23 protein-coding genes are annotated in these 22678 nt (G+C 63.9%); 9 read left to right on the plus strand and 14 right to left on the minus strand.

Annotated elements, in window-relative coordinates; genetic code table 11:
* Positions 1-80 precede the first annotated feature (80 nt).
* The 5 genes from ATO9_RS16650 to ATO9_RS16670 all read right to left on the minus strand — a co-directional run bounded on the left by ATO9_RS16650 (position 81) and on the right by ATO9_RS16670 (position 4487).
* Complete coding sequence (locus ATO9_RS16650) at positions 81-1304, minus strand: multidrug effflux MFS transporter (RefSeq protein ID WP_238318791.1); 1224 nt, start codon at positions 1302-1304, stop codon at positions 81-83.
* 98 nt (positions 1305-1402) lie between these two features.
* Positions 1403-1846: a GNAT family N-acetyltransferase gene (locus ATO9_RS16655; RefSeq protein ID WP_043751822.1), complete on the minus strand. Its 444-nt coding sequence runs from the start codon at positions 1844-1846 to the stop codon at positions 1403-1405.
* Positions 1847-1853: 7 nt separating this feature from the next.
* Positions 1854-2498, minus strand: coding sequence for a DsbA family oxidoreductase (locus tag ATO9_RS16660; RefSeq protein ID WP_043751825.1), 645 nt, complete (start codon positions 2496-2498; stop codon positions 1854-1856).
* 43 nt (positions 2499-2541) lie between these two features.
* Positions 2542-2964: a DUF1330 domain-containing protein gene (locus ATO9_RS23605; RefSeq protein ID WP_052418411.1), complete on the minus strand. Its 423-nt coding sequence runs from the start codon at positions 2962-2964 to the stop codon at positions 2542-2544.
* Positions 2961-4487: a class I adenylate-forming enzyme family protein gene (locus tag ATO9_RS16670; RefSeq protein ID WP_043751828.1), complete on the minus strand. Its 1527-nt coding sequence runs from the start codon at positions 4485-4487 to the stop codon at positions 2961-2963. Before ATO9_RS16670 ends, ATO9_RS23605 begins: the two co-directional genes overlap by 4 nt.
* Positions 4488-4568: 81 nt before the next feature.
* On the opposite strand from ATO9_RS16670, the gene ATO9_RS16675 reads away from it, so the two are divergent.
* Positions 4569-5192, plus strand: coding sequence for a helix-turn-helix domain-containing protein (locus ATO9_RS16675; protein ID WP_043751831.1), 624 nt, complete (start codon positions 4569-4571; stop codon positions 5190-5192).
* A gap of 47 nt (positions 5193-5239) precedes the next feature.
* On the opposite strand, the gene ATO9_RS16680 is transcribed toward ATO9_RS16675, so the two are convergent.
* The 3 genes from ATO9_RS16680 to ATO9_RS16690 form a co-directional block, all read right to left on the minus strand.
* Complete coding sequence (locus tag ATO9_RS16680; RefSeq protein WP_043751834.1) at positions 5240-5584, minus strand: hypothetical protein; 345 nt, start codon at positions 5582-5584, stop codon at positions 5240-5242.
* 104 nt (positions 5585-5688) lie between these two features.
* Positions 5689-6162, minus strand: a complete 474-nt coding sequence (locus ATO9_RS16685; protein ID WP_043751837.1) for an arsenate reductase ArsC — start codon at positions 6160-6162, stop codon at positions 5689-5691.
* Positions 6163-6212: 50 nt separating this feature from the next.
* On the minus strand, positions 6213-8033 hold the full coding sequence (locus ATO9_RS16690) for an extracellular solute-binding protein (RefSeq protein ID WP_081979625.1): 1821 nt from the start codon (positions 8031-8033) through the stop codon (positions 6213-6215).
* A gap of 565 nt (positions 8034-8598) precedes the next feature.
* On the opposite strand from ATO9_RS16690, the gene ATO9_RS16695 reads away from it, so the two are divergent.
* The gene (locus tag ATO9_RS16695) at positions 8599-9372 is read left to right on the plus strand and encodes a 3-hydroxybutyrate dehydrogenase (protein WP_043751843.1); all 774 of its coding nucleotides are present in this window, start codon (positions 8599-8601) and stop codon (positions 9370-9372) included.
* Positions 9350-10438, plus strand: a complete 1089-nt coding sequence (locus ATO9_RS16700; protein WP_052418412.1) for a patatin-like phospholipase family protein — start codon at positions 9350-9352, stop codon at positions 10436-10438. The genes ATO9_RS16695 and ATO9_RS16700 overlap by 23 nt, the downstream gene beginning before the upstream one ends.
* Positions 10439-10447: 9 nt before the next feature.
* Here ATO9_RS16700 and ATO9_RS16705 read toward each other — a convergent pair whose 3' ends face one another.
* From ATO9_RS16705 to ATO9_RS16720, 4 genes are all read right to left on the minus strand, one after another.
* A complete protein-coding gene (locus ATO9_RS16705) occupies positions 10448-11122 on the minus strand; it encodes a DUF502 domain-containing protein (protein ID WP_043751847.1) in 675 nt (224 codons plus the stop codon).
* 69 nt (positions 11123-11191) lie between these two features.
* Complete coding sequence (locus ATO9_RS16710; protein ID WP_043751851.1) at positions 11192-12118, minus strand: pseudouridine-5'-phosphate glycosidase; 927 nt, start codon at positions 12116-12118, stop codon at positions 11192-11194.
* A 15-nt stretch (positions 12119-12133) separates the two neighbouring features.
* Positions 12134-13027: a PfkB family carbohydrate kinase gene (locus tag ATO9_RS16715; RefSeq protein ID WP_043751854.1), complete on the minus strand. Its 894-nt coding sequence runs from the start codon at positions 13025-13027 to the stop codon at positions 12134-12136.
* Between the two features lie 38 nt (positions 13028-13065).
* The gene (locus tag ATO9_RS16720; RefSeq protein ID WP_043751857.1) at positions 13066-13875 is read right to left on the minus strand and encodes a DUF4198 domain-containing protein; all 810 of its coding nucleotides are present in this window, start codon (positions 13873-13875) and stop codon (positions 13066-13068) included.
* On the opposite strand from ATO9_RS16720, the gene ATO9_RS16725 reads away from it, so the two are divergent.
* The 4 genes from ATO9_RS16725 (at position 13859) to tsf (ending at position 18801) form a co-directional block, all read left to right on the plus strand.
* Positions 13859-15022 (plus strand): HupE/UreJ family protein, encoded by a 1164-nt coding sequence (locus ATO9_RS16725; protein WP_081979626.1) that lies wholly within the window; start codon positions 13859-13861, stop codon positions 15020-15022. The two genes, ATO9_RS16720 and ATO9_RS16725, sit on opposite strands and share 17 nt — an antisense overlap.
* Positions 15023-15276: 254 nt before the next feature.
* On the plus strand, positions 15277-16890 hold the full coding sequence (locus ATO9_RS16730; RefSeq protein WP_052418414.1) for an ABC-F family ATP-binding cassette domain-containing protein: 1614 nt from the start codon (positions 15277-15279) through the stop codon (positions 16888-16890).
* A gap of 150 nt (positions 16891-17040) precedes the next feature.
* The gene (gene rpsB / locus ATO9_RS16735) at positions 17041-17811 is read left to right on the plus strand and encodes a 30S ribosomal protein S2 (protein ID WP_043751859.1); all 771 of its coding nucleotides are present in this window, start codon (positions 17041-17043) and stop codon (positions 17809-17811) included.
* A 114-nt stretch (positions 17812-17925) separates the two neighbouring features.
* The gene (gene tsf, locus ATO9_RS16740; protein WP_043751862.1) at positions 17926-18801 is read left to right on the plus strand and encodes a translation elongation factor Ts; all 876 of its coding nucleotides are present in this window, start codon (positions 17926-17928) and stop codon (positions 18799-18801) included.
* A gap of 75 nt (positions 18802-18876) precedes the next feature.
* Here tsf and ATO9_RS16745 read toward each other — a convergent pair whose 3' ends face one another.
* Positions 18877-19494: a DNA-3-methyladenine glycosylase I gene (locus ATO9_RS16745; RefSeq protein ID WP_043751866.1), complete on the minus strand. Its 618-nt coding sequence runs from the start codon at positions 19492-19494 to the stop codon at positions 18877-18879.
* A 53-nt stretch (positions 19495-19547) separates the two neighbouring features.
* On the opposite strand from ATO9_RS16745, the gene ATO9_RS16750 reads away from it, so the two are divergent.
* Together ATO9_RS16750 and ATO9_RS16755 are read left to right on the plus strand one after the other, a co-directional pair.
* The gene (locus tag ATO9_RS16750; RefSeq protein ID WP_043751867.1) at positions 19548-20846 is read left to right on the plus strand and encodes an SDR family oxidoreductase; all 1299 of its coding nucleotides are present in this window, start codon (positions 19548-19550) and stop codon (positions 20844-20846) included.
* Entirely contained in the window at positions 20843-21310 is a 468-nt protein-coding gene (locus ATO9_RS16755; protein ID WP_043751869.1) for a DUF2269 family protein, read from the plus strand. Before ATO9_RS16750 ends, ATO9_RS16755 begins: the two co-directional genes overlap by 4 nt.
* A gap of 324 nt (positions 21311-21634) precedes the next feature.
* On the opposite strand, the gene ATO9_RS16760 is transcribed toward ATO9_RS16755, so the two are convergent.
* Complete coding sequence (locus tag ATO9_RS16760) at positions 21635-22435, minus strand: autoinducer binding domain-containing protein (protein ID WP_238318792.1); 801 nt, start codon at positions 22433-22435, stop codon at positions 21635-21637.
* Between the last annotated feature and the right edge of the window lie 243 nt (positions 22436-22678).

Consider the following 22678-nt stretch of genomic DNA (forward strand, 5'->3'; position numbering starts at 1 on the left):
GTATATCCGCGTGTTAGCGCATTCCGCCCCGCCGGGGAAGAATGTATACATATGCATACCGAATAAATCTTAACTTCAGGTCAATCCGCGGGCGACCTGACCTGAGAGGGGCGATCCAGGTGGCGCATCCGGATCAGGAACGGCATCGCGGCCGCCAGCAGGATCAGCGTTCCGAGGATCTGGGGCATGGTCGTTTCGTTGAACATCTGCGCGATGATCGTCGACACGATGCCGGCCAGGATGGTGGCGATGGCCCCCATGACCGACGCGGCCAAGCCGGCAATATGGCCCAGCGGCTCCATCGCGAGGGCGTTCAGGTTCCCCACGGTCAGGCCCATCTGGTAGAAGACGGACGTCTGCCAGATCACGTAGGCCCAGAAGTAGAGCGGCCCGTCCGATCCCAGCACGGTCAGCACCAGCATCAGCGCGGTGATGCCCAGCACCACCGACATCGACAGGGTAACGATGGCGCGCATGCCGTAGCGCATGACGAAGGTCGCGTTCACCAGCGAGGACGTAGCGCAGAAGCCGCCGATGATGAAGAAATAGAGCGCGAATTCCTCTTCCCGGCCGAAGATCAGATCGAAGGTCGGCTGGATCAGCGAGATCGAGGTGAAGAGCACCGAGAAGATCATGATCTGCACGTAGATCGAATTGCGCACCATCGGGATCGCCATCATTTCCTTCAGGGCAAGCCAGAGCGCCGAGGCACTGAAGGGGCGGCGTGCCGAGGGCGGCAGCGGTTCGGTCAGACGCAGCCCGAACCAGGTGGTCGAGATGAAGGCGAAGACCAGGAAGGCGACGAAAATGCCGCGCCAGCTGCTGAGTTCGATGATGCCGGTGCCCAGAAGCGGGGCGAGGGCAGGGACGATGGTGAAGACCATCATGATGAACGAGATCAACCGCGCCATTTCGCGTCCCGCGTAAAGATCACGTACGATGGCGATCGAGATGACCCGCGGCCCGGCTGCCCCGATGCCCTGGATCACGCGGGCGGCGACGATCAGCTCGATGGTGGGCGCGGCCCAGGCCAGAACGGCGCCCAGGATATACAGAGCGGCCCCCAGGAAGACGATGCTCTTGCGTCCGAACGTGTCCGACAGCGGGCCGCTGAACAGCGTCCCGAGCCCCATCCCGACCATGAAGGCCGACAGAATCAGCTGCGCCCGGTTCGGATTGTCCGGCACCAGTTCGGCCGCGATGTCGGGCATCGCGGGCAGCATGCTGTCGATGGAGAAGGCAACGGTCGCCACCATCATGGCCATCATGGCCACGAATTCGAACGGGGAAATCTTGGATTGCATCAGACGCTCCGGTCTTCGTGATACGGGCTGCTAGCACGATCCCCCGTGAAGCGCCACGCAGAGCGGCTGTGCATAAATGTAAGAGCGGGGGTTTGAAATCAGTCCAGTGGCTTGGCCATGTAGACCCGCGGCAGGCCGTGTTCGGTCACCCTGTGCGTCTCTTCATAGCCCATGGCACGATAAATCTGCTGGTTCCGAACCATGCCCGCATGGGTGTAGAGCCGGATCCGCGACAACCCGAGGGCGCGGGTGCTGTCTTCGGCAAATCGCATCAGAGCGCTGCCATGCCCCTGGCCCTGATGCGCGGGGTCGAGTGCCATGTTTTCCAGCAACATGGCGTCGTCTTCGGGGATCAGGACGATCAGGCCGACCGGCATCGGTGCATCCAGGATATGGGCGTGGCCGCTGGCGAGGACCTGTTCGTAATCCTCCAGCATCGGGCCGGGGGTCTGGCCGATTTCGGCGATATAGGGACCATAGGCGGCAGCCACGATCTGGCGCACGCGGTCCAGGTCCTGTGGTGTGGCCGGGCGGATCGGCATGGCGGACCTATTCGGCCGCGAGGCCTTCGGCGATCTCGTCGATGACCTTGACCCACAGGTCGGGCGGCTGCGCGCCCGGTACCGCATGGCGGGAGGCGACGATGAAGGTCGGCACGGCGCTGACGCCCATTTCGCGGGAATGCGCATCGCGGTCGCGGATCAACTGTTCATCGGCATCGCTGTCCAGCAGGCGGCGCACGACGGCGGCGTCCATGCCGGCGCCATCAGCGATATCCGACAGTACGTCGCGGTCGCCGATATCCCGGCCATCGCGGAAATTGGCCGCGAACAGCGCGTCGACGATCTCGGGCTGGCATTCCTCGATCCCGGCCCAATGGATCAGACGGTGCGCATCCAGCGTGTTGGGCGTGCGGGTGATCGCATCAAGGTTCATCTCGACGCCCGCCTCCTTGGCGTGCTGTCCGATCTGGGCATAGACCTGATCCGCGCGCTCCGGCCCGCCGAATTTCTGCGCCAGGTAATCGCGCCGGTCCATACCGTCGCGGGGCATGTCCGGGTTCAGCTGGAAAGGGTGCCATTCGATCATGAAACCATGGTCGGGCCGCTGTTCCAGGGCGCGTTCCAGCTGGACCTTGCCGATCATGCACCAGGGGCAGATCGGGTCGGAAAGAATGTCGAGCTTGACGGCCATGGGGCGCTCCTTTCTGTGAAGCGTGTCGTGGGGCGGTGTGGGGTCAGGGAAAACGGGCCTGGCTGTCGCGGATGACCAGCACCTGCGACCGCGCCAGCCCGTCACGCCGGGCTTCGTGGGCTTCAATATATTCCGGATCGAGCCACATGTTGGCCAGCGCCTGGGGCGAGGGGTAGCGGGTCAGGATCGCGGCGTCCCAATCCTCTTCCTCGTTCATGGAGAAACAGAACTCGGCGGGACCGAAAAAGACCTGCTTGCCGCCGGCACGGGCAAAGGACGGGCCGACGCCCTGCATGTAACGCCCGTAATCGGCCATGCCGGTTTCCGGCACAAAGCTGAGCAGGTTTAGGATCAGCACCGCCTCGTCACCGGGCAGGGCCAGGATTTTCTCCCATTCCTCGCGGGTCGGGGCCGCGCCGTCTTCGCCATGGGTGTCGATGAGGGTCTCGACGAGGTCGGAGGTCATGACATCTCCCGTTGTTCGGCCCAGATGGCGCGAAGGGATTTGCGCACCAGCTTGCCATTCGGATTGCGGGGCATGTCGTCAAGATGGACGAAGGCCCGTGGCTGTTTGTACCGCGCCAGGCGTTCGGAGGCGATGCCTTTCAGCATGGCTTCGTCCAGCTTCTCGGGGCCGGTATAGAAGGCGATGATCAGCCTTGCGTCGGCCTTCACCTCGCAATCGGTGACGCCGATTTCGCGGATGCCCGGAATGTCGGCCAGGGCGCTTTCGACCTCGATGGGGGACACGCGATAGCCTCCGGCATTCATCATGTCATCAGCCCGCGCCATGTAGGTGATCTGGCCGTCCTCATCCATGGTGCCGTGATCGCCGGTGAGGAACCATTCGTCCTGCATGCGGGCGCGGGCCTCGTCCTCGGCCCCGAAATATCCCAGCATCAGGCCCGGATCCTCGCGATGGATCGCGATCACGCCTTCCTCGCCAATGGGCACTGGACCGTCCGGTCCAACGACGGCAACGCGGCGTCCGACCTGAGGCTGCCCCAGCGCGCCGGACTTGGCCGGGGTGGAGGGCGACCCGGAGATGAAGGTGGAGCATTCGGACATGCCGAACGCCTCGTAGAGCTCGCCACCGCCCGCATCGCGCCAGGCATCGCGGATCGTGTCCGACACCTTTTCGCCCGCAGTCAGACCATGGCGCAGATGCGGCAGGGAGAGCTTTTCGTGATGGCTGAGGATTTTACGATAAACGCCCGGAGCTGCAGCAAAAATCGTTGCCTCGTGACGCTTCATCAGCAGCGGCAGCGCCTGCGCCTCGACCCCTTCGGCAGGGATCAGCGCCGTCGCGCCAACGGACCACGGATCCATCAACCCGGTGCCCAGCGTATACGTCCAGTTGAAGGCCCCGGCATGCATCAGCCGGTCGCTTTCGCCCAGCCCGTACCAGCCGTCATGCATCATCTTGCGCGCCCAGATGGCCCGGTGCGCATGCATCACGGCGCGCGGGTTTCCGGAGGTGCCGGAGGTGTAGACGATATAGGCCAGACGGTTCGGATCACCCATGTGATAATCTGCGGGAGGCAGATCCCGCATCGCGGTCAGCGCCTCGGTCCCGATGACCGGAATGTCGACCTGCGGGCAGGCAATCCCATCGCCCAGCAGGATGCCGGCCGGGCCCAGCCCGTCGACCATCTTGGCCACTTCGCGTTCGGTCAGTTGCGATGAGGTCGGCACCGGAACCAACCCGACGGCGATCGCCCCGAGATAGGCGATCGGGAACTCGACATTGTTGCCCAGCCGCATGAGCAGGATGTCCCCGGGTTTGAAACCGGCCTCCAGCAGCCCCGTGCCGGTGCCGCGCACCGCGGCGGCCAGCTTGGCATAGGACCAGCGCTCGGCGCCGGAGAGGCCAAGGATCGACAGCGCGACCTTGTCGGCCAGGCGATCCGCATGGGCCAGCACATGGGCGGCCAGGTTGAACGGGGACGGGCAGGGGGCGGCAGGGCCCTTGTCGAAGATCGAGAGCATGGCAAAGGGTTAGGCCCCGGCGGCGCGGGGCGCAAGGGGGCAGTTGCCAACACCTGTACCCGCGCCCTATGTAGCAACGCCATGACAGAGACCGACCCGAAATCCCTGATCCGGATCGCCCGCGAGAGCGGAGAGAGCGATACCGGCGTGCCGCTCGACCTCGGGGATCGGGTACGGCAGTTGCGCAAGGAGCGCGACTGGACGCTGGAACAGGCGGCGCAGAAGGCCGGGCTGGCGCGCTCCACCCTGTCGAAGATCGAAAACGGGCAGATGTCGCCGACCTATGACGCGCTGCGCAAGCTGGCGACCGGGTTGGGGATCTCCGTCCCGCAGCTTTTCACACCGCCCGAGCAGGCGAGGGTCAACGGGCGACGCACGATCACCCGCAGTGGAGAGGGCGCGGCCCATGCGACCGCGACCTATGAACATGAATTGCTGGCGGAGACGCTGACGCGCAAACAGATGTTGCCCTACAGGGCACGGGTGCGGGCGCGCAGCATGGAGGAATTCGACGGCTGGGTGCGTCATGACGGCGAGGAGTTTCTCTATGTCCTCACCGGGGTGATCCGGCTTTACACCGAATTCTACGAACCCATCGAGATGCGGCGCGGGGACAGCGCCTATTACGATGCCTCGATGGGCCACAATGTCGTGTCGGTCAGCGATGACGACGCGACGATCCTGTGGGTCACGTCGCTGACCTGAAACCCCGACCCTGAAACCCCGACCGGCGACCGGTCGGGGAGGCAAGGTTACTGCCGCCCCATAGGTTCGGCCGCTTCACCTTCGGCACCGAAGATATCGTCGCGGTCATAGGGGTCTTCGCCATCCCCCAGGTGCCGCGCGGCATCCGAGATATTCTTGTTGTCGCGGGTTTCGTCCATCAGGACATCGGTGGGGGCGTGGCCCATCCGCCAGTCTTCGACCTGTGCCAGCGTATCGGTGGCCGGCTCGCCGGTCACTTCGGACAGGTACATCGCCAGGGAGGTGGCGGTTCCGTCCAGCGCCAGCACGTCATCTTCCTCGGCATCGGGCCAATGGTCGATGATGGCGGGGGTGAAAGCTTCCCAGTTACGGCTGATCTGTGCCCATTGCATCTGTCTGCTCCTCAAATTGCTCGTTCGACACAGGGAAAACGACGAAGCCGGGGCCGGGTTCCCGACCTCACGCTTTTGCGAGGAGGCGTGGCAGATGCGTGACGCTACTTCTTGCCGATCCGATCCAGCGTTGCCTTGAGCTCGGACGGGTCGAGGGTTTCGATCGCGTGTTTCAGCAGGGCACCGGCGCGACGGTCGAGGATATCATAGGCGGCGCGAAAGCCGCTTTCCCACAGGTCCTCGGGCAGGGCGGCCGGATCCTCCAGCCCCCAATGGGCGCGCACCGGCTGGCCGGGCCAGACCGGGCAGGCCCCGCCCGCGACCCGGGCGCAGACGGTAATGACCATGTCGATCTCGGGCGCGTCGGGGCCGGTGAACTCGTCCCAGCTTTTCGACCGAAGGCGCGATGTGTCGTGATCCATTTCCTCCAGCAGCTTGAGTGCCTGGGGGTGGATCGACCCGGTCGGGTGCGACCCCGCGGACCAGGCTTGGACACGGCCACCCCCACGGTCGTTCAGAATGGCTTCAAGCAGGATGGACCGGACGGAATTCCCGGCGCAGAGGACAAGTATGTTCATGCGATGTGCTGGTAGAGGGGGCCTGTGACAGCCCGGTGACGGGAGAGAGTCTATCCCTCATCATACCACCAGATTTCCGGCAGGAAGTAGACGGAATCGCCATAGAGCGGCACCCTATCCTCGGCATATTTCAGCTCTTTCACATGAGCGATGCGCCCCTTGTCGAAAGTGTGGATCGGAATCACGTAGCGCCCGGCGGTCAGCAGACGGTCCAGTGCCCGCACGGCGGCAGTGAAATCCTCGGAAGACCGGCTTTCGACCATGGCGTCGACCATCGAATCGATGGCCTGGCTTTCCACCCCCATCAGGTTGCGTGACCCCGGCGTGTTGGCGATGTCAGACCCCCAATACAGACGCTGGTCATTGCCCGGCGACAGCGAAAATTGCCGGCGGATATCGGTCATGTCGAAATCGAAATCCTGCAGGCGCAGCTGGTATTGGGCCGGGTCCACGATCTCGACCCGCATGGTGATGCCCAGACGTTCCAGCGCCTTGCCGTAGAGGTCCGAGATCGTCTGAAACTCGTTCGCACCTTGTCGTAGCAAAAGTGTAAATTCGAACGGCTTTCCGTTGCTGTTTGCCAACGCACCGTTCTGAATTGTCCAACCCGCCTCTTCCAGCAGCGCGACCGCTTTGCGGATGTTGCCGCGGTTGCGGGGGGAGCCGTCGGATTGCGGCAGCGCATAGCCTTCAAGCGCGCCTTTGGGGATGTTGTCTGCGAAAGGCGCCAGCAACTCGCGCACCCGGCCCTCGGCGGGACCGTCCTGCATCGCCAGCTCGGACCCCGAGAAATAGGAGGTGATGCGGGGCTGCCGCCCGCCGGTCAGGGTTTCGTTGATATATTCGAAGTTGAACGCGTGGATCATCGCATCCCGCACCCGGATGTCGTCGAACGGCGGTTTACGGGTGTTCATTACGAAGCCGGTGATACCGGAGGGGCGCTCGGAGGGGATTTCGCTCAGTTCGATGTCGCCGGCGCGGACGGCAGGGAAATCGTAGTCGCGGTTCCACTTCTCGGCGTTGAATTCGCGGATGTAGCTGATCTCCTGGCCCTTGAAGGCCTCGAAAAGGACGGCACTGTCACCGTAGAACTCGATCTTGATCTCGTCGAAATTGTTGGTGCCGCGGCGGATCGGTAGGTCCGCGCCCCAGTAATCGGGGTTCCGCGTCAGGGTGACGGACCGGGCCGGGGTGAAATCGCTGATGACATAGGGGGCGGAGCCGATGGGCGGTTCCTCGAGGCTCAGCTTGGCGAAATCCTTGCCTTCGAACTGCGCCTTCTTGAGGATCGGCCGCAGCCCGGTGATCAGCGCCAACTCGCGGTCCTGCTTGGAAAAGGTGAACCGGACAGAGCGCGGCCCGGTCTGTTCCACGCTTTCCAGAAGCGACCAAAGCCCCCGATACCGGGCGTTTCCTTCCGTCCCCAGGGTTTCGTAGGACCAGATCACGTCTTCGATGGTCACCGGGGTGCCGTCGGAGAATCGGGCCTCTTCCCGCAGGGTGAATTCGACCCAGGAACGGTCGTCAGGCACCTCGACCGATTCGGCTAAAAGACCGTAAACGGTGAATGGTTCGTCCTGGGACCGGTACATCAGGCTTTCGGAAATCAGGAAACGCAGTTGCCAGGGCGGGTTCCCGGTGATGACGTAAGGGTTGAGGCTGTCAAAGCCGCCCTCGTTCCCGCTGACCAGCGTCCCGCCCTTGGGGGCCTCGGGATTGAGGTAGGGTAAGGACACAAAATCAGGTGGAAGGGCGGGCTCTCCGTACATAGCTATGCCATGGCTGGGCTCTGCCCGAGTCGGTCCGGTCAAAGCCGCGAGGGCCAGTGTCCCGGCAAGCGCGACGTGTGTGACGAAAAAATGTGGCCTCATTTTGGCAACAATCCCTGCTTAGCCTGTCTCTGTTGACCGGGACGCTATCTAGGCTTTCACGTCTTATCAAACTTTTAGCTTGGAACCGGGCCGATCATTGCTTATAAAGAGAGCACTGCTCGATAGGTTTCTTGCCTGTATGAAACCTGCCTCAATAACTTAACGCCGGCTTCGTGCCGGCGTTTTTTTTGGCCGCGCGACAGCCCCTCGATCCCTTATGTGCAAGCCTGTGATGGCATGACCGCCGCGCATCGCCCGCCGCATCTGACGGTGTCACCTCATGGCAGGTGGCTGAACACCACCGGGGCATTGGAGGACGAGAATCGGGGGTCTTGGCTGGCGGTTCGCGCTGGCTGGATCGGGCGGCTATAGCAGGCGGATCCCCCCTTTGGACAAGCGAGGGAATTTCCGTAGGCGATTTGGCGCGCATGACCGTGGATCGGGTCGGAATGCCGTTCACGCATTTGTGCCGCACCACACGGAACGGCGGCCCCGTTTCCACGGTTTCCTTTGCGCGCGCAGCAACTATGCTGCGACACAGCGACATTTCAAAAGGAGAGCTGCGATGTCACTTGCAGGAAAAACCGTCATCGTCACCGGGTCCAATTCCGGGATCGGTCTGGGCGTTGCCCGCAGCTTTGCCGGCGCAGGGGCCAAGATCGTTCTGAACTCCTTCACCGACAACGACGACGATCACAAGCTGGCCAAGGACATGTCGGAGGAATTCGGCACCGAGGTCCGCTATATCCAGGCCGACATGTCCAAGGGCGATCAATGCCGGGCCCTGATCGAAAAGGCCGGGGCCTGCGATATCCTGGTGAACAATGCCGGGATCCAGCACGTCGCCCCGATCGACGAGTTTCCGCAGGACAAGTGGGATGCGATCATCGCGATCAACATGTCCTCGGCCTTCCATACCACCGCGGCGGCCCTGCCGATGATGCGCAAGGCCGGCTGGGGCCGGATCATCAACATCGCCTCGGCCCATGGCCTGCGCGCGTCCCCGTTCAAATCGGCCTATGTGACCGCGAAACATGGCGTGGTCGGCATGACCAAGACCGTCGGCCTGGAAACCGCCAAGGAACAGATCACCTGCAACGCGATCTGCCCCGGCTACGTGCTGACCCCTCTGGTCGAGGCGCAGATCCCCGACACCGCCAAGGAATACAACATGTCCGAGGACGAGGTGATCGAGAAGGTTATCCTGGCCAAGCAGCCGTCCAAGGAATTCGCCACCGTCGAACAGATCGGCGACCTGGCGGTCTTCCTGGCCTCCGACTCGGCCGCGCAGATCACCGGGCAAGCGCTGCCCGTCGATGGCGGCTGGACTGCGGCCTGAGGGCGTGGCCAAGCACCGCATAAACCTCGCGCTCCAGGGGGGCGGCGCCCATGGCGCTTATACCTGGGGCGTGTTGGATCGCCTGCTGGACGAGGAAGATATCGAGATTGCCGGGATCTCCGGCACTTCGGCAGGGGCGCTGAACGGCGCGGCCTACAAGTCCGGCTGGATGCGGGGTGGGCGCGAAGGCGCCCGCGCCACCCTGAACGACCTGTGGACGCGGATGGGGGCGGTCAACGACATGCGGCTGCCCGGCTGGATGGCTGCCCCCTTCACGGTGATGGAAAAGCTCTTCACGCCCTCGACCTCGGAACTGGCCAAGGCGATGGAGTTCGCGCCGCCGTTCCTGGCCGCCGACGCGCTCAGCCATATCAGCTCTCCCTATTCTTACGGGCCGTTCTACCGCAATCCGCTGGACCAGGTGGTCCGGTCCTTCGATTACGAATCCGTCTGCGCCGATGGCGGGCCGCGGCTGTTCGTCTGTGCCACCAATGTGCGCACGGGCAAGGTGCGCATCTTCACCAAAGACGAAATCACGACCGAGGCGATCCTGGCCTCGGCCTGTCTGCCCACGATCTTCCAGGCTGTCGAGATTTACGACCCGAACACCGAACGGGACGAGGCCTATTGGGATGGCGGCTATTCCGGCAACCCGGCGCTGTTCCCGTTGTTCGATCAGGACCTGCCCGACGACATCGTCATCGTGAACATCAACCCGCTGGAGCGGGACGAGATCCCGATGACCCCGCAACAGATCGACAACCGGGTGAACGAGATCAGCTTCAACTCTTCGCTGTTGCGTGAACTGCGCGCCATCGCCTTCGTGCAGCGGCTGATCGAGGAAAAGCGGGTCGAACCGAAGCAGATGAAGAACGTGCTGGTTCACATGATCGCCGATGACGCCATCATGCAGGATCTGTCCGTGGCGACCAAGATGCTGCCCAACCCGGTTCTGCTGACCAAGTTGAAGGAGGCAGGCCGGCAAGCGACCGAAGAGTTCCTTGCCAAGAACCTGTCGTCACTTGGTAAGACCTCGACGGTCGATTTGCCGGAAATGCTTAACTGAGCCGACGACTTAGCGCGGCGGCTTGGTCGGATCCTTGCCGTTGGGGTAGACCAGCCCGGCCGAGATCACCAGCTTGGCCGCGTCTTCGACGGTCATGTCCAGCTCGATCACGTCTTCCTTGGGGAAGAACAGCAGGAAGCCCGAGGTCGGGTTCGGCGTGGTCGGCACGAAGACCGACATCAGCGGCGATCCGGTTTCGGCGCGCTGGTTGACCTCGCCCTTCGCCTCGGTCGAGACGAAGCCGATGGCCCAGATGCCCTTGCGCGGATATTGCACGAGGCAGGCCTTTTCAAAGCTGCGCTCGGTCTGGGCAAAGACCGTTTCCGCGATCTGCTTGGCTCCGGAATAGATCGACCGGACAAAGGGCATCCGTTCGACCAGCGTTTCCGCGTAGCGGATCAGCGACCGGCCGATCAGCCCCTTGGCGATCCAGCCCACGATGATCGTGAACACCAGGAAGAAGATGATACCGACGCCACGCAGGTTGATGCCGATGTATTTCTCGGGCTGGAAGGTCTGCGGCACCAGCGGCAGCACGACGCCGTCCACCCAGCCCGCAAGGGTCCAGAGCAGCCAGATCGTCAGCCCGACCGGGGCAATCACCACGATGCCGGTCAGGAAACTGGACCGGAGCCGGGCCAGCAGACCCGGTTTTGGCGGCTTTTCGTTGAGTGGGTCCGTCATCGCGGCCTTCCGGAGAGTATCGGCCAGAAACTAGGCATTGCCGGGGGCAGCGGCAATGGTGAACACGGTTTATTTTGAGGCGCTTGGTCCAAGCGCGGCCAATTCTTGTGCAATCTTCGCCCCCAGCCGCGCGTTGTTGCGCACCAGCGCGATATTGGTGTCCAGCGACCGGCCCCGCGTCAGGGTGAATATCCGATCCAGCAGGAAAGGCGTGACGGCCTTGGCCGTGATGCCCTGCGCGTCGGCCTCGGCCAGCGCTTCCAGAATGATCGGTTCGATTTCGTCCCGGGGGATTTCATCAACCTCGGGCACCGGGTTGGCGATCAGCTGACCACCGGGCACGGACATGGCGCCGCGCATCCTGTGCGCGCGTGCGATCTGGACCGGTTGGTCCAGCTGCAGGGGCGCGGGCAGGCCGCTGTCCCGGCTCCAGAAGGCGGGCAGGACGGGCTGTCCATAGGCGATGACCGGGACGCCCAGGGTTTCCAGCACTTCCAGCGTGCGCGGAATGTCGAGGATCGCTTTGGCGCCGGCGCAGATCACCGTCACCGGGGTCTGCGCCAGTTCCTGCAGGTCGGCCGAGATATCCATGCTGGATTCGGCCCCGCGATGGACGCCGCCGATACCGCCGGTGGCAAAGACCTCGATCCCGGCCAGATGCGCGGCGATCATGGTGGCGGCCACGGTGGTGGCCCCGGTGCCACCGGTCGCCATGCAGACGGGCAGGTCGGCGCGCGACAGCTTGGCCACGTTCCGGGCCTGCGCCAGGGCGTCCAGCTGCTCTGCCGTCAGCCCCACATGCAACACGCCCCCGATCACCGCGATGGTGGCGGGAATGGCGCTTTCGGCGCGAATATCATCCTCGACCTGGCGGGCGGTTTCCAGGTTCTGCGGATAGGGCATGCCGTGGGTGATGATGGTGCTTTCGAGCGCCACGACGGGAGCATTTTTCGCCATGGCATCAGCTACTTCGGGCGACAGTTTCAGGTCATACATAAATCGGCTTCCGGGTCAGAGAGAGGTTTCGCCAGACACGTAACGCGCCGCGGCGGTCAGGGCGCGGTCCAGCGCCTCCTGACGCGGGGCGCCTTCGGCCTCGGCGGCGATATGGGCGGCCATGAAGGTGTCGCCGGCGCCGGTCACGCGGGTCACCAGCACCTCGGGCGGGGTGCCGATGACCAGGTCGCGCCCGTCGCATTCCGCGGCGGACCGGCCGCCATCGGTGACGGTGACGCGAGCGGCCCCCCGCGCGATCAGGCCCTGCGCGGCGGTGGCGGCATCGTCGAAACTGGTCTGGCACAGCAGCCCGGCCTCTTCGAGGTTCACATAGAGCATCGCGCGGCCATGGGTCAGGAAGGGCCGCAGCCGTTCCGCCTTGCCCGGAGAGGCCGGGGCCACACGCAGATCCGCCGCGGCAAATGCGGGCGAGGAGGCGATGGTTTCCAGCAATTCGCGGGTCAGGTTGCCGTCCAGGGCGATCCGGCCCTGATAGGGGGCCTGCGCGTCACCCAACGGCCCTTCGGTCAGCGGGCGCAGGATCTTGGCACCCGCGGCTTCCAGCGAATGGGCGTCGGCAATGGCGGCGATCAGGCCATTGGCGCCCTCGACCGCCATGTAGCGATCCGTCGGCAGGTCGTCGGAGCGGTAGATATGCGCCAGGTCCATCCCGAGGCTTTCACATGCGCCGATCAGTTCGTCCCCCTCGGCATCGCGGCCGATGGCGGTCAGCAGGGCCGGGCGCAGGCCGAACCGCGCGGCGGCCATGGCGATGTTCATCGCGACGCCGCCGGGCAGGCGGGTGATGCGCCCCGGCACGTCCGATCCCTGCCGCATCACGCTGGCAGAGCGGCCGATCACGTCCCAAAGGACGGATCCGATACACAGGATGTCGGGTGTCTGGCTCATGCCGCCTTCTTGCCCTCAGGGCGGCAGCGGGGCAAGCGCTATCGCCGGGGCACCGCGAAGGTCATGTTGGCCCAGAGGCTTTCCCACATGACGTCCCGCTCCTGCGCTTCCGGCGAGGCCGGTTCGCGCAGCACGACGGAATCGATCTGGTAGGCCGTGCCGGGGGTCACCGGAAACCGCACGACGCCCTCGGCATCGGTATAGGCAATGGACTTGGTGACGTTGTCGTCTTCGGCCTTGGCCCAGATCTCGACCTGCACGTCGGGGCGGGGTTTGCCCTGATAGAGCAGGCGGGCCGAGAATTCGGTGATCGCGTCGGCATAGGGATTGGTCAGGGCGACGAATTCGGTCGGCAGGCCCGCGGCCACATCAGACCCTTCGCCCTCACCGCCGGCGATCAGCGTCTTGGAGAACCGCCAGTAACCTTCGGTCACGCCCTCCTGCGGCAGGCCGCGCTCCGCGTGGGCCTCTTCGAACCAGTCGAAATCCTTGTGCTCTGCGAAGAGCAGGGTCAGGTCCCACGTCTTGTAGGTCAGCTTGGACATGGTGGAGCCATAAGCCACGCTGACCAACCCCTCGGGCACGGTCACGTTCATGGCGGGCATGTCGCCGGGCAGGCCCTCATAGGCCGTCGGCTCGCCATCGACATAGATGTCGGCACGGTCGAGGCGCCGGTCGAACCAGCTCATCTCGATCCCTTCGAAATCCTGACCGTTCCGAAATGCAATCCCGGTCTCGTCCCCGGCATCGACTTGATACTTTTTCGGTTCGAGCCAAAACTCATGTGCAACCGCTACCGTGGGTAGAGGTAACAACAGGGAGAGTGTGATCATGCGAAACGTTTTCATGTCAGCCAAGCTGCGTCTGACCCACCATATGTCAAGAGTTGGCGGGCTGGGTGCCGCGCTTGTTATCGCGCTCTGGTCCGGAATGGCCGCGGCGCACGAGGTTCTACCGACCATCGCGCGCCTGTCCAGTGAGGCCGACACCGTCCGGCTGGAGCTGCGCGTGAATGCCGAAGCGCTGCTGGCCGGGATCGACCTGGACGGGCTGGAGGATACCAACGCCTCTGACCGGTCCGACGATTACGACGCCCTGCGCGCCCTGTCGCCCGAAGAGCTCGGCGCGCGGCTGGATGCGGCCTGGGCGCAGATTGGCGGGCCGATCGTATTGTCGGCGGGCGATGCGCCGGTTGCGCTGTCCCTGGACGGGATCGAGGTCAGCGAGGTCGGCAACGAAGACCTGGCCCGGCCGACACAGGTCATTCTGACGGGCGCCTTGCCGGACGGGGCGCCGACGGTGACACTGGCCTGGCCCGACGGCTATGGCACCCTTGCGCTGCGCCAGACCGGGGTCGAGGAAGGGTTCGCCGAATACCTAGAAGGTGGCGAAACCAGCCCGCCGATCAACCTGGCCGGGGGACAGGCGCAGACGGGGCTTCAGGCCTTCATCAGCTACATTCCGGTGGGTTTCGATCACATCCTGCCCAAGGGGCTGGATCATATCCTGTTCGTGCTGGGGCTGTTCTTCCTGTCGCCGGCGATCCGGCCGCTGCTGTGGCAGGTCTCGGCCTTTACGCTTGCGCACACGGTGACGCTGGCGCTTGGTGCGCTTGGCTGGGTCAATGTCTCGCCCGCCATCGTCGAGCCGCTGATCGCCGCCTCCATCGCCTATGTCGCCATCGAGAATATCTTTTCCACCAACCTGCATCGTTGGCGGCCCTTCGTGGTCTTTGCCTTCGGACTTTTGCACGGTCTGGGCTTTGCCAGCGTGTTGCAGGAATTCGGGCTGCCGCAGGCACAGTTCATCCCCGCGCTCATCGGCTTCAATATCGGGGTGGAGCTGGGACAGCTGACCGTCATCGCGCTGGCCTTCCTCGCCGTTGGTGCCTGGTTCCGCCACAAGAGCTGGTATCGCCCCGGCATCGCGATCCCTGCCTCTGCCGCGATTGCCTGTGTCGGTCTTTATTGGGCGGTTGAGCGGACATTCCTCTGACCGGTCCGTTGCGGGCTGAACGAAAGCGCCGTCCCGGTTCGGGCGGCGTTTTTCGTTGGGCCGGGTGCCGAAGAACCACACCGTGCCGCCGAATAGGTGCCGCGCGACGTTGCGGGGTTGATCCGACGGCCCGGATGACCCAGATACCCTTCATCTGACCGGCGCCAGTCGTGGCGCCCACCGACAGGAGTGCTTCAACATGGACATCAGGAACAACCGCCTCGCCCTTGTTCCCACAGATGAAACGATGTCCCATGCCTGCCACTCTCACGCTCGATACGGTCACGATCACCACGCCTGACGGCACCCCACTTCTTTCCGACCTCACCCTTCTTTTCGGCCCCGGCAGACATGGTCTGGTCGGGCGGAATGGCTGCGGGAAATCCACGTTGCTCAACGTCATGGCAGGGTGTGCCGACCCGGCCAGCGGTCACGTCGGAACCACGGGATCCGTCCACCTGCTGCGCCAATCGCCGGGGCCTGCCACCGACGCCGCGGCCCTGATGGGGGTTGCCGAAGACCACGCCCGGATCACCCGGCTGCTGGCGGGGAACGGCAGTGTCGAGGATGCTGGCCGCGCCGACTGGACCCTGCCAGACAGGATGGAGGCCGCGCTGGATCGCGTCGGCCTTCCGGCGACGGATCCCGCCCGGCCCGTCGCCTCCTTCAGCGGCGGCGAACAGATGCGGCTGTTGCTGGCGGGGGCGATGCTGTCGCAGGCCGACATCCTGCTGCTGGACGAGCCGACGAACAACATGGACGGGGCAGGTCGCGCCATGGTGCTCTCCATCCTGCGCGACTGGCCCGGCCCGGTGATCGTGGCCAGCCATGACCGCACCCTGCTGGAGGAGATGGACCGGATCATCGACCTCGACAGCCCGGGCGCAGAGGTGACCGGCGGCGGCTGGTCCACCTTCGAGGCCGACCGCGATGCCCGCCGCGCCCGCGCCACCCGCGCCATGGACCGGGCCGAGGCCGACCTGACCCGCGCCCGGCGCGACCGCCAGAAGATGCGCGAACGGCAGGCCCGAAAGGCATCCAAGGGGCAGGGCGCGCGCGCCGACGGCTCCATGCCCAAGATGTGGCACGACATGCAGCAGGCCCGGGCCGAAAAGACATCGGGCCGGGGCGAAGAAAGCCATGCCGACCGGATTGCCGGGGCCGAGGCACAAAAGGAGCAGGCCGAGGCGGCGCTGACCCGCCTGACGCCGCTGCATCTGGACCTGCCCGCCACGGGCCTCGCCCCGCGCAAGCAGGTGCTGCGGATGGAGGCGGTCACGATCGCCCCCGGCGCGCGTCGGATCGGGCCGGTGGACCTGACGCTGACCGGGCCGGAACGCATCGCCATCGACGGTCCGAACGGAATCGGCAAGACCAGCTTGCTGCGCGTGATCGCCGGAGAGGAGGCCGCGCTATCCGGGCATGTCCACAACGCGGCACAGACCGCCTGGCTGGACCAGGATCTGCGCCGGTTGGGACAGGGCGGCACGTTGCTGGACGCGATGCGCCGCAGGTTGCCGGACCAGACAGAGGCGCAGATCCGCGCCGCACTCGCCCGGTTCTCTTTTCGCAACCGCGAGGCCGAGAAACCGTTGCAGGCTCTGTCGGGCGGCGAACGGCTTCGCGCGGGGCTGATGGCGGCCTTTGCCAGCGATCCGGCCCCGGACCTGCTGCTGCTGGATGAACCGACGAACCACCTCGACCTGCGCAGCATCGAAGAGCTGGAAACGACCCTGAACGCCTATGACGGTGCACTGATCGTCATCAGCCATGACAGCGCGTTTCTGGACCGGATCGGGGTGCGGCGACGGCTGATCCTGTCGGAAAGCGACGAAAGCCCGCACATATTGGCAGAAACACGCCCCTGACGGGTTGCCAAGGGGCCGGGCTGCGTGTAATGGACCGCCACTCAATCCCGCAGGCGGGGTCGGGCCTTCGGGGGAGACATCCCCGATCGTCCACCGGTTGACCATCAGGTCTCACCCCCGCCGAGGCGAAAACCGGAAAGGATATAGGACATGGCTCTTCCCGAGTTCACCATGCGCCAGCTGCTTGAAGCCGGCGTCCACTTTGGCCACCAGACGCAGCGCTGGAACCCCCGTATGGGCGAGTTCATCTACGGTGCGCGCAACGGCATCCACATCATGGACCTGACGCAGACCGTCCCGATGCTGGACGCTGCTCTGAACGTTATCCGCGAAACCGTGGCCAAGAACGGCCGCGTGCTCTTCGTCGGCACCAAGCGCCAGGCCGCGGCTCCGATCGCCGAAGCCGCCGAGAAATGCGCCCAGTACTACATGAACCACCGCTGGCTCGGTGGCACGCTGACCAACTGGAAAACCGTTTCCCAGTCGATCAACCGCCTGAAGGAAATCGACGAGAAACTGGCCGCCGGCGCCGAAGGTCTGACCAAGAAGGAACGCTTGGGCATGGAACGCGACCAGGAGAAGCTGAACGCTTCCCTCGGCGGTATCCGTGAAATGGGCGGCGTGCCGGATCTGCTCTTCGTCATCGACGTGAAGAAAGAATCCCTCGCCATCGCCGAAGCCAACAAGCTGGGCATCCCGGTTGTCGCCGTTGTCGACACCAACTGCTCCCCCGACGGCATCGACTACATCATCCCGGGCAACGACGACGCGGCCCGCGCCATCTCGCTCTACTGCGACCTGGCCTCCCGCGCGGCCCTGGACGGCATGACCGCCCAGCTGGGCGCAGCCGGTGTTGATGTGGGCGAAATGGAAGAAGCCCCCGTCGAAGAGGCCGTCGAGGAAGCTCCGGCCGAGGCGTAAGCCTTATCTCCGGCAGGCCGCCGCAGGGCGTGCGGCCGCCGGACCTTTACAAATCTGACATCGGTCGCGGGTAGTTCCGCGGCCAGACCTATTTCAAGTTCGAGGAGAGCCGATATGGCGATCACTGCTGCACAGGTGAAAGAACTGCGCGAAATGACCGGCGCAGGCATGATGGATGCCAAGAAGGCGCTGACCGAGACCGATGGCGACATGGAAGCCGCCGTTGACTGGCTGCGCACCAAGGGTCTGGCCAAAGCCGCCAAGAAGGCCGGCCGCACCGCCGCTGAAGGCCTGGTCGCCGTTGCCGTCTATGGTGGCAAGGGTGTCGCTGTCGAGGTGAACTCCGAAACCGACTTCGTCGGCAAGAACGCCGAATTCCAGTCCATGGTGAAATCCATCGCCACGGCCGCCCTGGGCGTGTCCGATGTCGAGGCGCTGAAATCCGCGGATGTCGGCGGCAAGACTGTCGAGGCCACCATCACCGACAAGATCGCGACCATCGGCGAAAACATGACCCTGCGCCGGATGGCCACGATCGAAGGCGACCAGGTCGTCTCTTACGTGCACAACGCGGCTGCGGACGGCATGGGCAAGATCGGTGTTCTGGTCGCCCTGAAAGGCACCAACAAAGAGTTCGGCAAGCAGGTCGCGATGCACATCGCCGCCGTGAACCCGGCCTCCCTCGGCGAAGCCGACCTGGACCCGGAACTGGTGGAGCGCGAGCGCAACGTCCTGACCGAGCAGGCCCGTGAATCCGGCAAGCCCGAGAACATCATCGAGAACATGATCAAGGGCCGGATGAAGAAGTTCCTGTCCGAAGTCACGCTTCTGGGCCAGTCCTTCGTCATCAACCCCGACCTGACGGTCGAGGCCGCCGCGAAGGAAGCCGGTGTCGAGATCGCGGGCTTTGTCCGCCTCGAGGTCGGCGAAGGCATCGAGAAGAAGGAAGAGGATTTCGCAGCAGAGGTGGCCGCCGCCGCCCGCGGGTAATCCCGCCTGCAACCTGTTCGGAAGGGCCGGGATTTCCCGGCCCTTTTTCTTTTGCGGTGAGGGGTTTGGTGCCGCTCAGAGCGGGGCAGGGCGCGTGAACGCTGCGCGGGCCGCTTCCACCGGCGTGCGCATGCAGCACCCCTCCGCGTGGTCGTTGAGCAGCCCCATGCTTTGCATGAAGGCGAAGATCGTCGTCGGGCCTACGAATTTCCATCCGCGCTTCTTCAAATCCTTCGACATGGCATGGGACGAGGCCGACATGGTCAGCGCCTGGGGCGTGCCCAGCTCTTCGGCCTTTGGCTCATAGGACCAGACATAGGCGGCCAGCGATCCCTGTTCCGCGACCAGTTCCTGCGCACGCTTGGCGTTGTTCATCACCGCGGCGATCTTGCCCTTGTGGCGAATGATCCCGGCATCCTGCAACAGCCTGTCGGCGTCCGCGTCGGTGAAGGCCGCAACCTTGTCGATCTCGAAATTCTCGAAGGCGGCGCGGAAGTTGTCGCGCTTGGCCAGGATCGTCCGCCAGCTGAGGCCGGATTGGAAACTCTCCAGGCACAGCTTTTCGAAAAGCCAGCGGTCATCTGCCACCGGAAATCCCCATTCCTGATCGTGATAGGGAATGAAATCTTCAGTCTGGCTTACCCATTTGCAACGTTTCTGCCCATCCGGGCCGGTGGTTAGCAGATCGCTCATTGTCTGTGGCTCCGGTAGCGGCGAGGATTGCCCCCAGCAGAAAGGGAGCCGCCATGACGGTCAAGCGCAAAGCTTTGGTCCTCGGGGCCTACGGATTGATCGGGGCCGCCTGTTGCCGTGCCCTGTTGGCTGCCGGGTTCGAGGTCACCGGGGTCGGTCGCTCCGCCCGGACGGCGCAGCGTGTTCTGCCGGGTCTGCCATGGGTCACGGCCGATCTGGCCAGGCCACTGGACTGGGCCGGCTTGGTGGCGGGGTATGACGTTGTCATCAATGCCTCTGGTGCATTGCAGGACGGGTTGCGCGACGATCTGGAGACGATCCACGTCACCGCTTTATCCAACCTTGTCAGCGTGTTGGAGGGGTCCGACACCCGGCTCGTCCATATCTCGGCCGCGGGCGTATCAGAGGGTTCCGAAACCGAATTCTTCCGCAGCAAGGCGCGGGGCGATGCGGTTCTGAAAGCGTCCAACGTCGACTTCATCATCCTGCGGCCGACGCTGGTGATCGGGCCGGACGCCTATGGCGGTACGGCGTTGCTGCGGGCCACGGCCGGAATCCCCTTGGTCGAACCTGTGGTGATGCCCGACGCGCGCGTGTCCTGCGTCGCTCTGGAGGACGTGGCGGGGGCTGTCGTACAGGCTGCAGAAGGCGGTATCGCCACAGGGACAATCGCCGATCTGACAGAGGCGGAGAGCCGTGATTTCCCGAAAACTGTCACAATCCTGCGGAATTGGTTGGGTTTTGAACCGTGGTCCCGGCGTCTGCGCGTGCCGGGTGTCGTTTTGCAGGGGATCGGGTTCGGTGCGGACCTGCTTGGCTGGCTGGGATGGCGGTCACCGTTGCGGACGACGGCGATACGGCAGTTGCAATCGGGGATCGAGGGAGACCCGGAGCCTTGGCGGCGAGCCGGGGGCAGGGACTGTGCGACCTTGCCCCAGATCCTGGCGCGGATGACGCCCACCCGACAGGAGAGATTGTTCGCCCGGATGTGGGTGATGACGCCCGTGACCGTCGCGATTCTGGCGCTCTTCTGGATCACCTCTGGGTTGATCGGGTTCGCGCAAAGAGATGTAGCGGCGGAGGTTCTGACAAGCCGCGGGTTCGGCCTGACCAGCGCGATGAGCTTTGTCCTGATCGGCGCCGCGATCGACCTTGGCCTGGGGTTGGCGATCCTATGGCGGGCGGCGGCACAATGGGCCTGCCTTGGCATGATCGCCGTGTCGCTGGGATATCTGGGGGCAGGGACCTTGATGACCCCCGATCTCTGGGCCGATCCGCTGGGACCATTCGTCAAGGTCCTGCCCGGTATCGCTCTGGCCCTGACCGGGTATATCCTGTTGGAAGAGCGATGATGTATCACCTTATCCTCTATCTTCATGTCATTGGTGCAGCTGTGCTTTTCGGAACCGGCGCCGGAATCGCGTTCTTCATGGTCATGGCGCAGCGCGGCAAGGACCCGAAAACAATCGCGCATGTCGCCGGCACCGTCGTCATCGCCGACACGATCTTTACCGCGACCGCCGCAATGGCCCAGCCGATCACCGGATATGTCCTGGCGCGGATGCAGGGCTGGCCGCTGGCCGAAGGCTGGGTGATGTGGGCACTGATCCTTTACGTGGTGGTCGGCGTGTTCTGGTTGCCGGTGGTGTGGATACAAATCCAGCTGCGGGACATGGCACGAGACGCAACCTTAAGGGGAGCGGAATTGCCCGACCGATACCATCGGCTCTACCGTGTCTGGTTCGCCTTCGGCTTCCCGGCGTTTGCCGCGGTGATGGCGATCCTGTGGCTGATGATCACCAAGCCAGCCCTCTAGAACCAAGAACGGTGCCGGCCGCTATGGACCGACACCGCCTTAGGATCAGAGCGCCCCAGGATGGGGATGTTGAAGCGCTCCGAATGCCGGTCCCAGGGTGGAACAATACACCCCAGACCGACGTCCGGTTTCCCGGTCAGGACGGCGAGCCCCGAAATCTCGGGGGGTCCGACCCGAATGTTCCATGGCCTAATTGCCACCACTCACGGAACATCTGCAGAATGCCTCGTGACGCCGCGTCACGAAAGTAAGGTAAACCATACCTTAACAACCCATACGGGCTTAAGTGCATGAATTCACGTGACAATAATTGTCACGAAGGGGTCAGTTTTCCAGAACGAACATCTGATTCAGGAACGCCGCCTTGAGCACCGCCTGGGCGGTCGTCTCGACGTTCAGGGCCTCGCGAGCGAGGCGCAGATGTTTCTCCACCGTGGCGGAGGTCAACCCCATGAGCAGCGCGATATCGGCGGTCGTCTTGCCATCACCGACCCATTGTAGGGCCTCGCGTTGCCTTTTGGTTAACCCGCGGGTCGGACCCGCATAGGGCAGGGTGAGGATCTTGAGGTGCGCGACGTTGTTCATCACCACGATGTCGCGCCCATGCACCGCCCAGGTTGCGTCGATATCGCCTTGGCTGAGACCCGACCGGGCCGTGAGCGCGATGGCGCCCTTGGTGCGTGGCGAGATGCTTTTGAAACTGATCGAATAGCCTGCGGTGACATCGTGTTTCTGGTTGAACGCGATCACCTTGCGTTCGCTGTCGGTCAGCGTCCCGGACGAGATCATCTCGGCCAGGATTTCCCAGGAACAGGCGCCTTCGTGATCCAGCGCCCAGCGAACCATAGGCGCATGAAAGTAGAGACCTTTTCCAAGGAAGCCGTCGGTGTATTCCTCGGAGTGATTGGTGAGGATCACGAAGTCCTCGGGATCGCCAAGGGAGGTGGCCGTACGGTAGCGCGTGAACCCGTAGATCAGGCGGTCGAACCCATAGCCGGCCATCTTGTCGCAATGGAGTTTCCAGAGCTCCTCGATGGTCTGGGCGTTGGTCAGACGTTCGAGGTAATCGCGCCGCGCGGCGAGGCGATCTGCTTCGGACATCCGATCAAGCGAGGGTTGTGACATCTGGGCCTTCTGGGTGTTGCGTCAGGCCTGCATTAACACGCAGATCCGGGGGTGTGTCGAGACTTGCGGGCGGTTTATTCCGTTTGGAAAGACGTTTTTGACGTCAGCGCGCGTCAATGGCCTTGCTGGCTTGGCTTTGTGCATATCAAATATTTACATAATATTACTTACACGGCAAATGCATGCTATTGTGGCACATTCTAAGCTGGGTTGCGACAAATTCCCTATCTTGCTGAAAAGCAA

The sequence above is a fragment of the Pseudooceanicola atlanticus genome (genome assembly GCF_000768315.1).
In the GTDB taxonomy this organism is placed as follows: Bacteria; Pseudomonadota; Alphaproteobacteria; order Rhodobacterales; family Rhodobacteraceae; genus Pseudooceanicola; species Pseudooceanicola atlanticus.

Bases quoted from the DNA above. Each gene is read 5' to 3' on its own strand.
- ATO9_RS16650 (WP_238318791.1), bottom strand. From the start codon at position 1,304: ATGCAATCCAAGATTTCCCCGTTCGAATTCGTGGCCATGATGGCCATG.
- ATO9_RS16655 (WP_043751822.1), bottom strand. From the start codon at position 1,846: ATGCCGATCCGCCCGGCCACACCACAGGACCTGGACCGCGTGCGCCAG.
- ATO9_RS16660 (WP_043751825.1), bottom strand. From the start codon at position 2,498: ATGGCCGTCAAGCTCGACATTCTTTCCGACCCGATCTGCCCCTGGTGC.
- ATO9_RS23605 (WP_052418411.1), bottom strand. From the start codon at position 2,964: ATGACCTCCGACCTCGTCGAGACCCTCATCGACACCCATGGCGAAGAC.
- ATO9_RS16670 (WP_043751828.1), bottom strand. From the start codon at position 4,487: ATGCTCTCGATCTTCGACAAGGGCCCTGCCGCCCCCTGCCCGTCCCCG.
- ATO9_RS16675 (WP_043751831.1), top strand. From the start codon at position 4,569: ATGACAGAGACCGACCCGAAATCCCTGATCCGGATCGCCCGCGAGAGC.
- ATO9_RS16680 (WP_043751834.1), bottom strand. From the start codon at position 5,584: ATGCAATGGGCACAGATCAGCCGTAACTGGGAAGCTTTCACCCCCGCC.
- ATO9_RS16685 (WP_043751837.1), bottom strand. From the start codon at position 6,162: ATGAACATACTTGTCCTCTGCGCCGGGAATTCCGTCCGGTCCATCCTG.
- ATO9_RS16690 (WP_081979625.1), bottom strand. From the start codon at position 8,033: ATGAGGCCACATTTTTTCGTCACACACGTCGCGCTTGCCGGGACACTG.
- ATO9_RS16695 (WP_043751843.1), top strand. From the start codon at position 8,599: ATGTCACTTGCAGGAAAAACCGTCATCGTCACCGGGTCCAATTCCGGG.
- ATO9_RS16700 (WP_052418412.1), top strand. From the start codon at position 9,350: ATGGCGGCTGGACTGCGGCCTGAGGGCGTGGCCAAGCACCGCATAAAC.
- ATO9_RS16705 (WP_043751847.1), bottom strand. From the start codon at position 11,122: ATGACGGACCCACTCAACGAAAAGCCGCCAAAACCGGGTCTGCTGGCC.
- ATO9_RS16710 (WP_043751851.1), bottom strand. From the start codon at position 12,118: ATGTATGACCTGAAACTGTCGCCCGAAGTAGCTGATGCCATGGCGAAA.
- ATO9_RS16715 (WP_043751854.1), bottom strand. From the start codon at position 13,027: ATGAGCCAGACACCCGACATCCTGTGTATCGGATCCGTCCTTTGGGAC.
- ATO9_RS16725 (WP_081979626.1), top strand. From the start codon at position 13,859: ATGCGAAACGTTTTCATGTCAGCCAAGCTGCGTCTGACCCACCATATG.
- ATO9_RS16720 (WP_043751857.1), bottom strand. From the start codon at position 13,875: ATGAAAACGTTTCGCATGATCACACTCTCCCTGTTGTTACCTCTACCC.
- ATO9_RS16730 (WP_052418414.1), top strand. From the start codon at position 15,277: ATGCCTGCCACTCTCACGCTCGATACGGTCACGATCACCACGCCTGAC.
- rpsB (WP_043751859.1), top strand. From the start codon at position 17,041: ATGGCTCTTCCCGAGTTCACCATGCGCCAGCTGCTTGAAGCCGGCGTC.
- tsf (WP_043751862.1), top strand. From the start codon at position 17,926: ATGGCGATCACTGCTGCACAGGTGAAAGAACTGCGCGAAATGACCGGC.
- ATO9_RS16745 (WP_043751866.1), bottom strand. From the start codon at position 19,494: ATGAGCGATCTGCTAACCACCGGCCCGGATGGGCAGAAACGTTGCAAA.
- ATO9_RS16750 (WP_043751867.1), top strand. From the start codon at position 19,548: ATGACGGTCAAGCGCAAAGCTTTGGTCCTCGGGGCCTACGGATTGATC.
- ATO9_RS16755 (WP_043751869.1), top strand. From the start codon at position 20,843: ATGATGTATCACCTTATCCTCTATCTTCATGTCATTGGTGCAGCTGTG.
- ATO9_RS16760 (WP_238318792.1), bottom strand. From the start codon at position 22,435: ATGTCACAACCCTCGCTTGATCGGATGTCCGAAGCAGATCGCCTCGCC.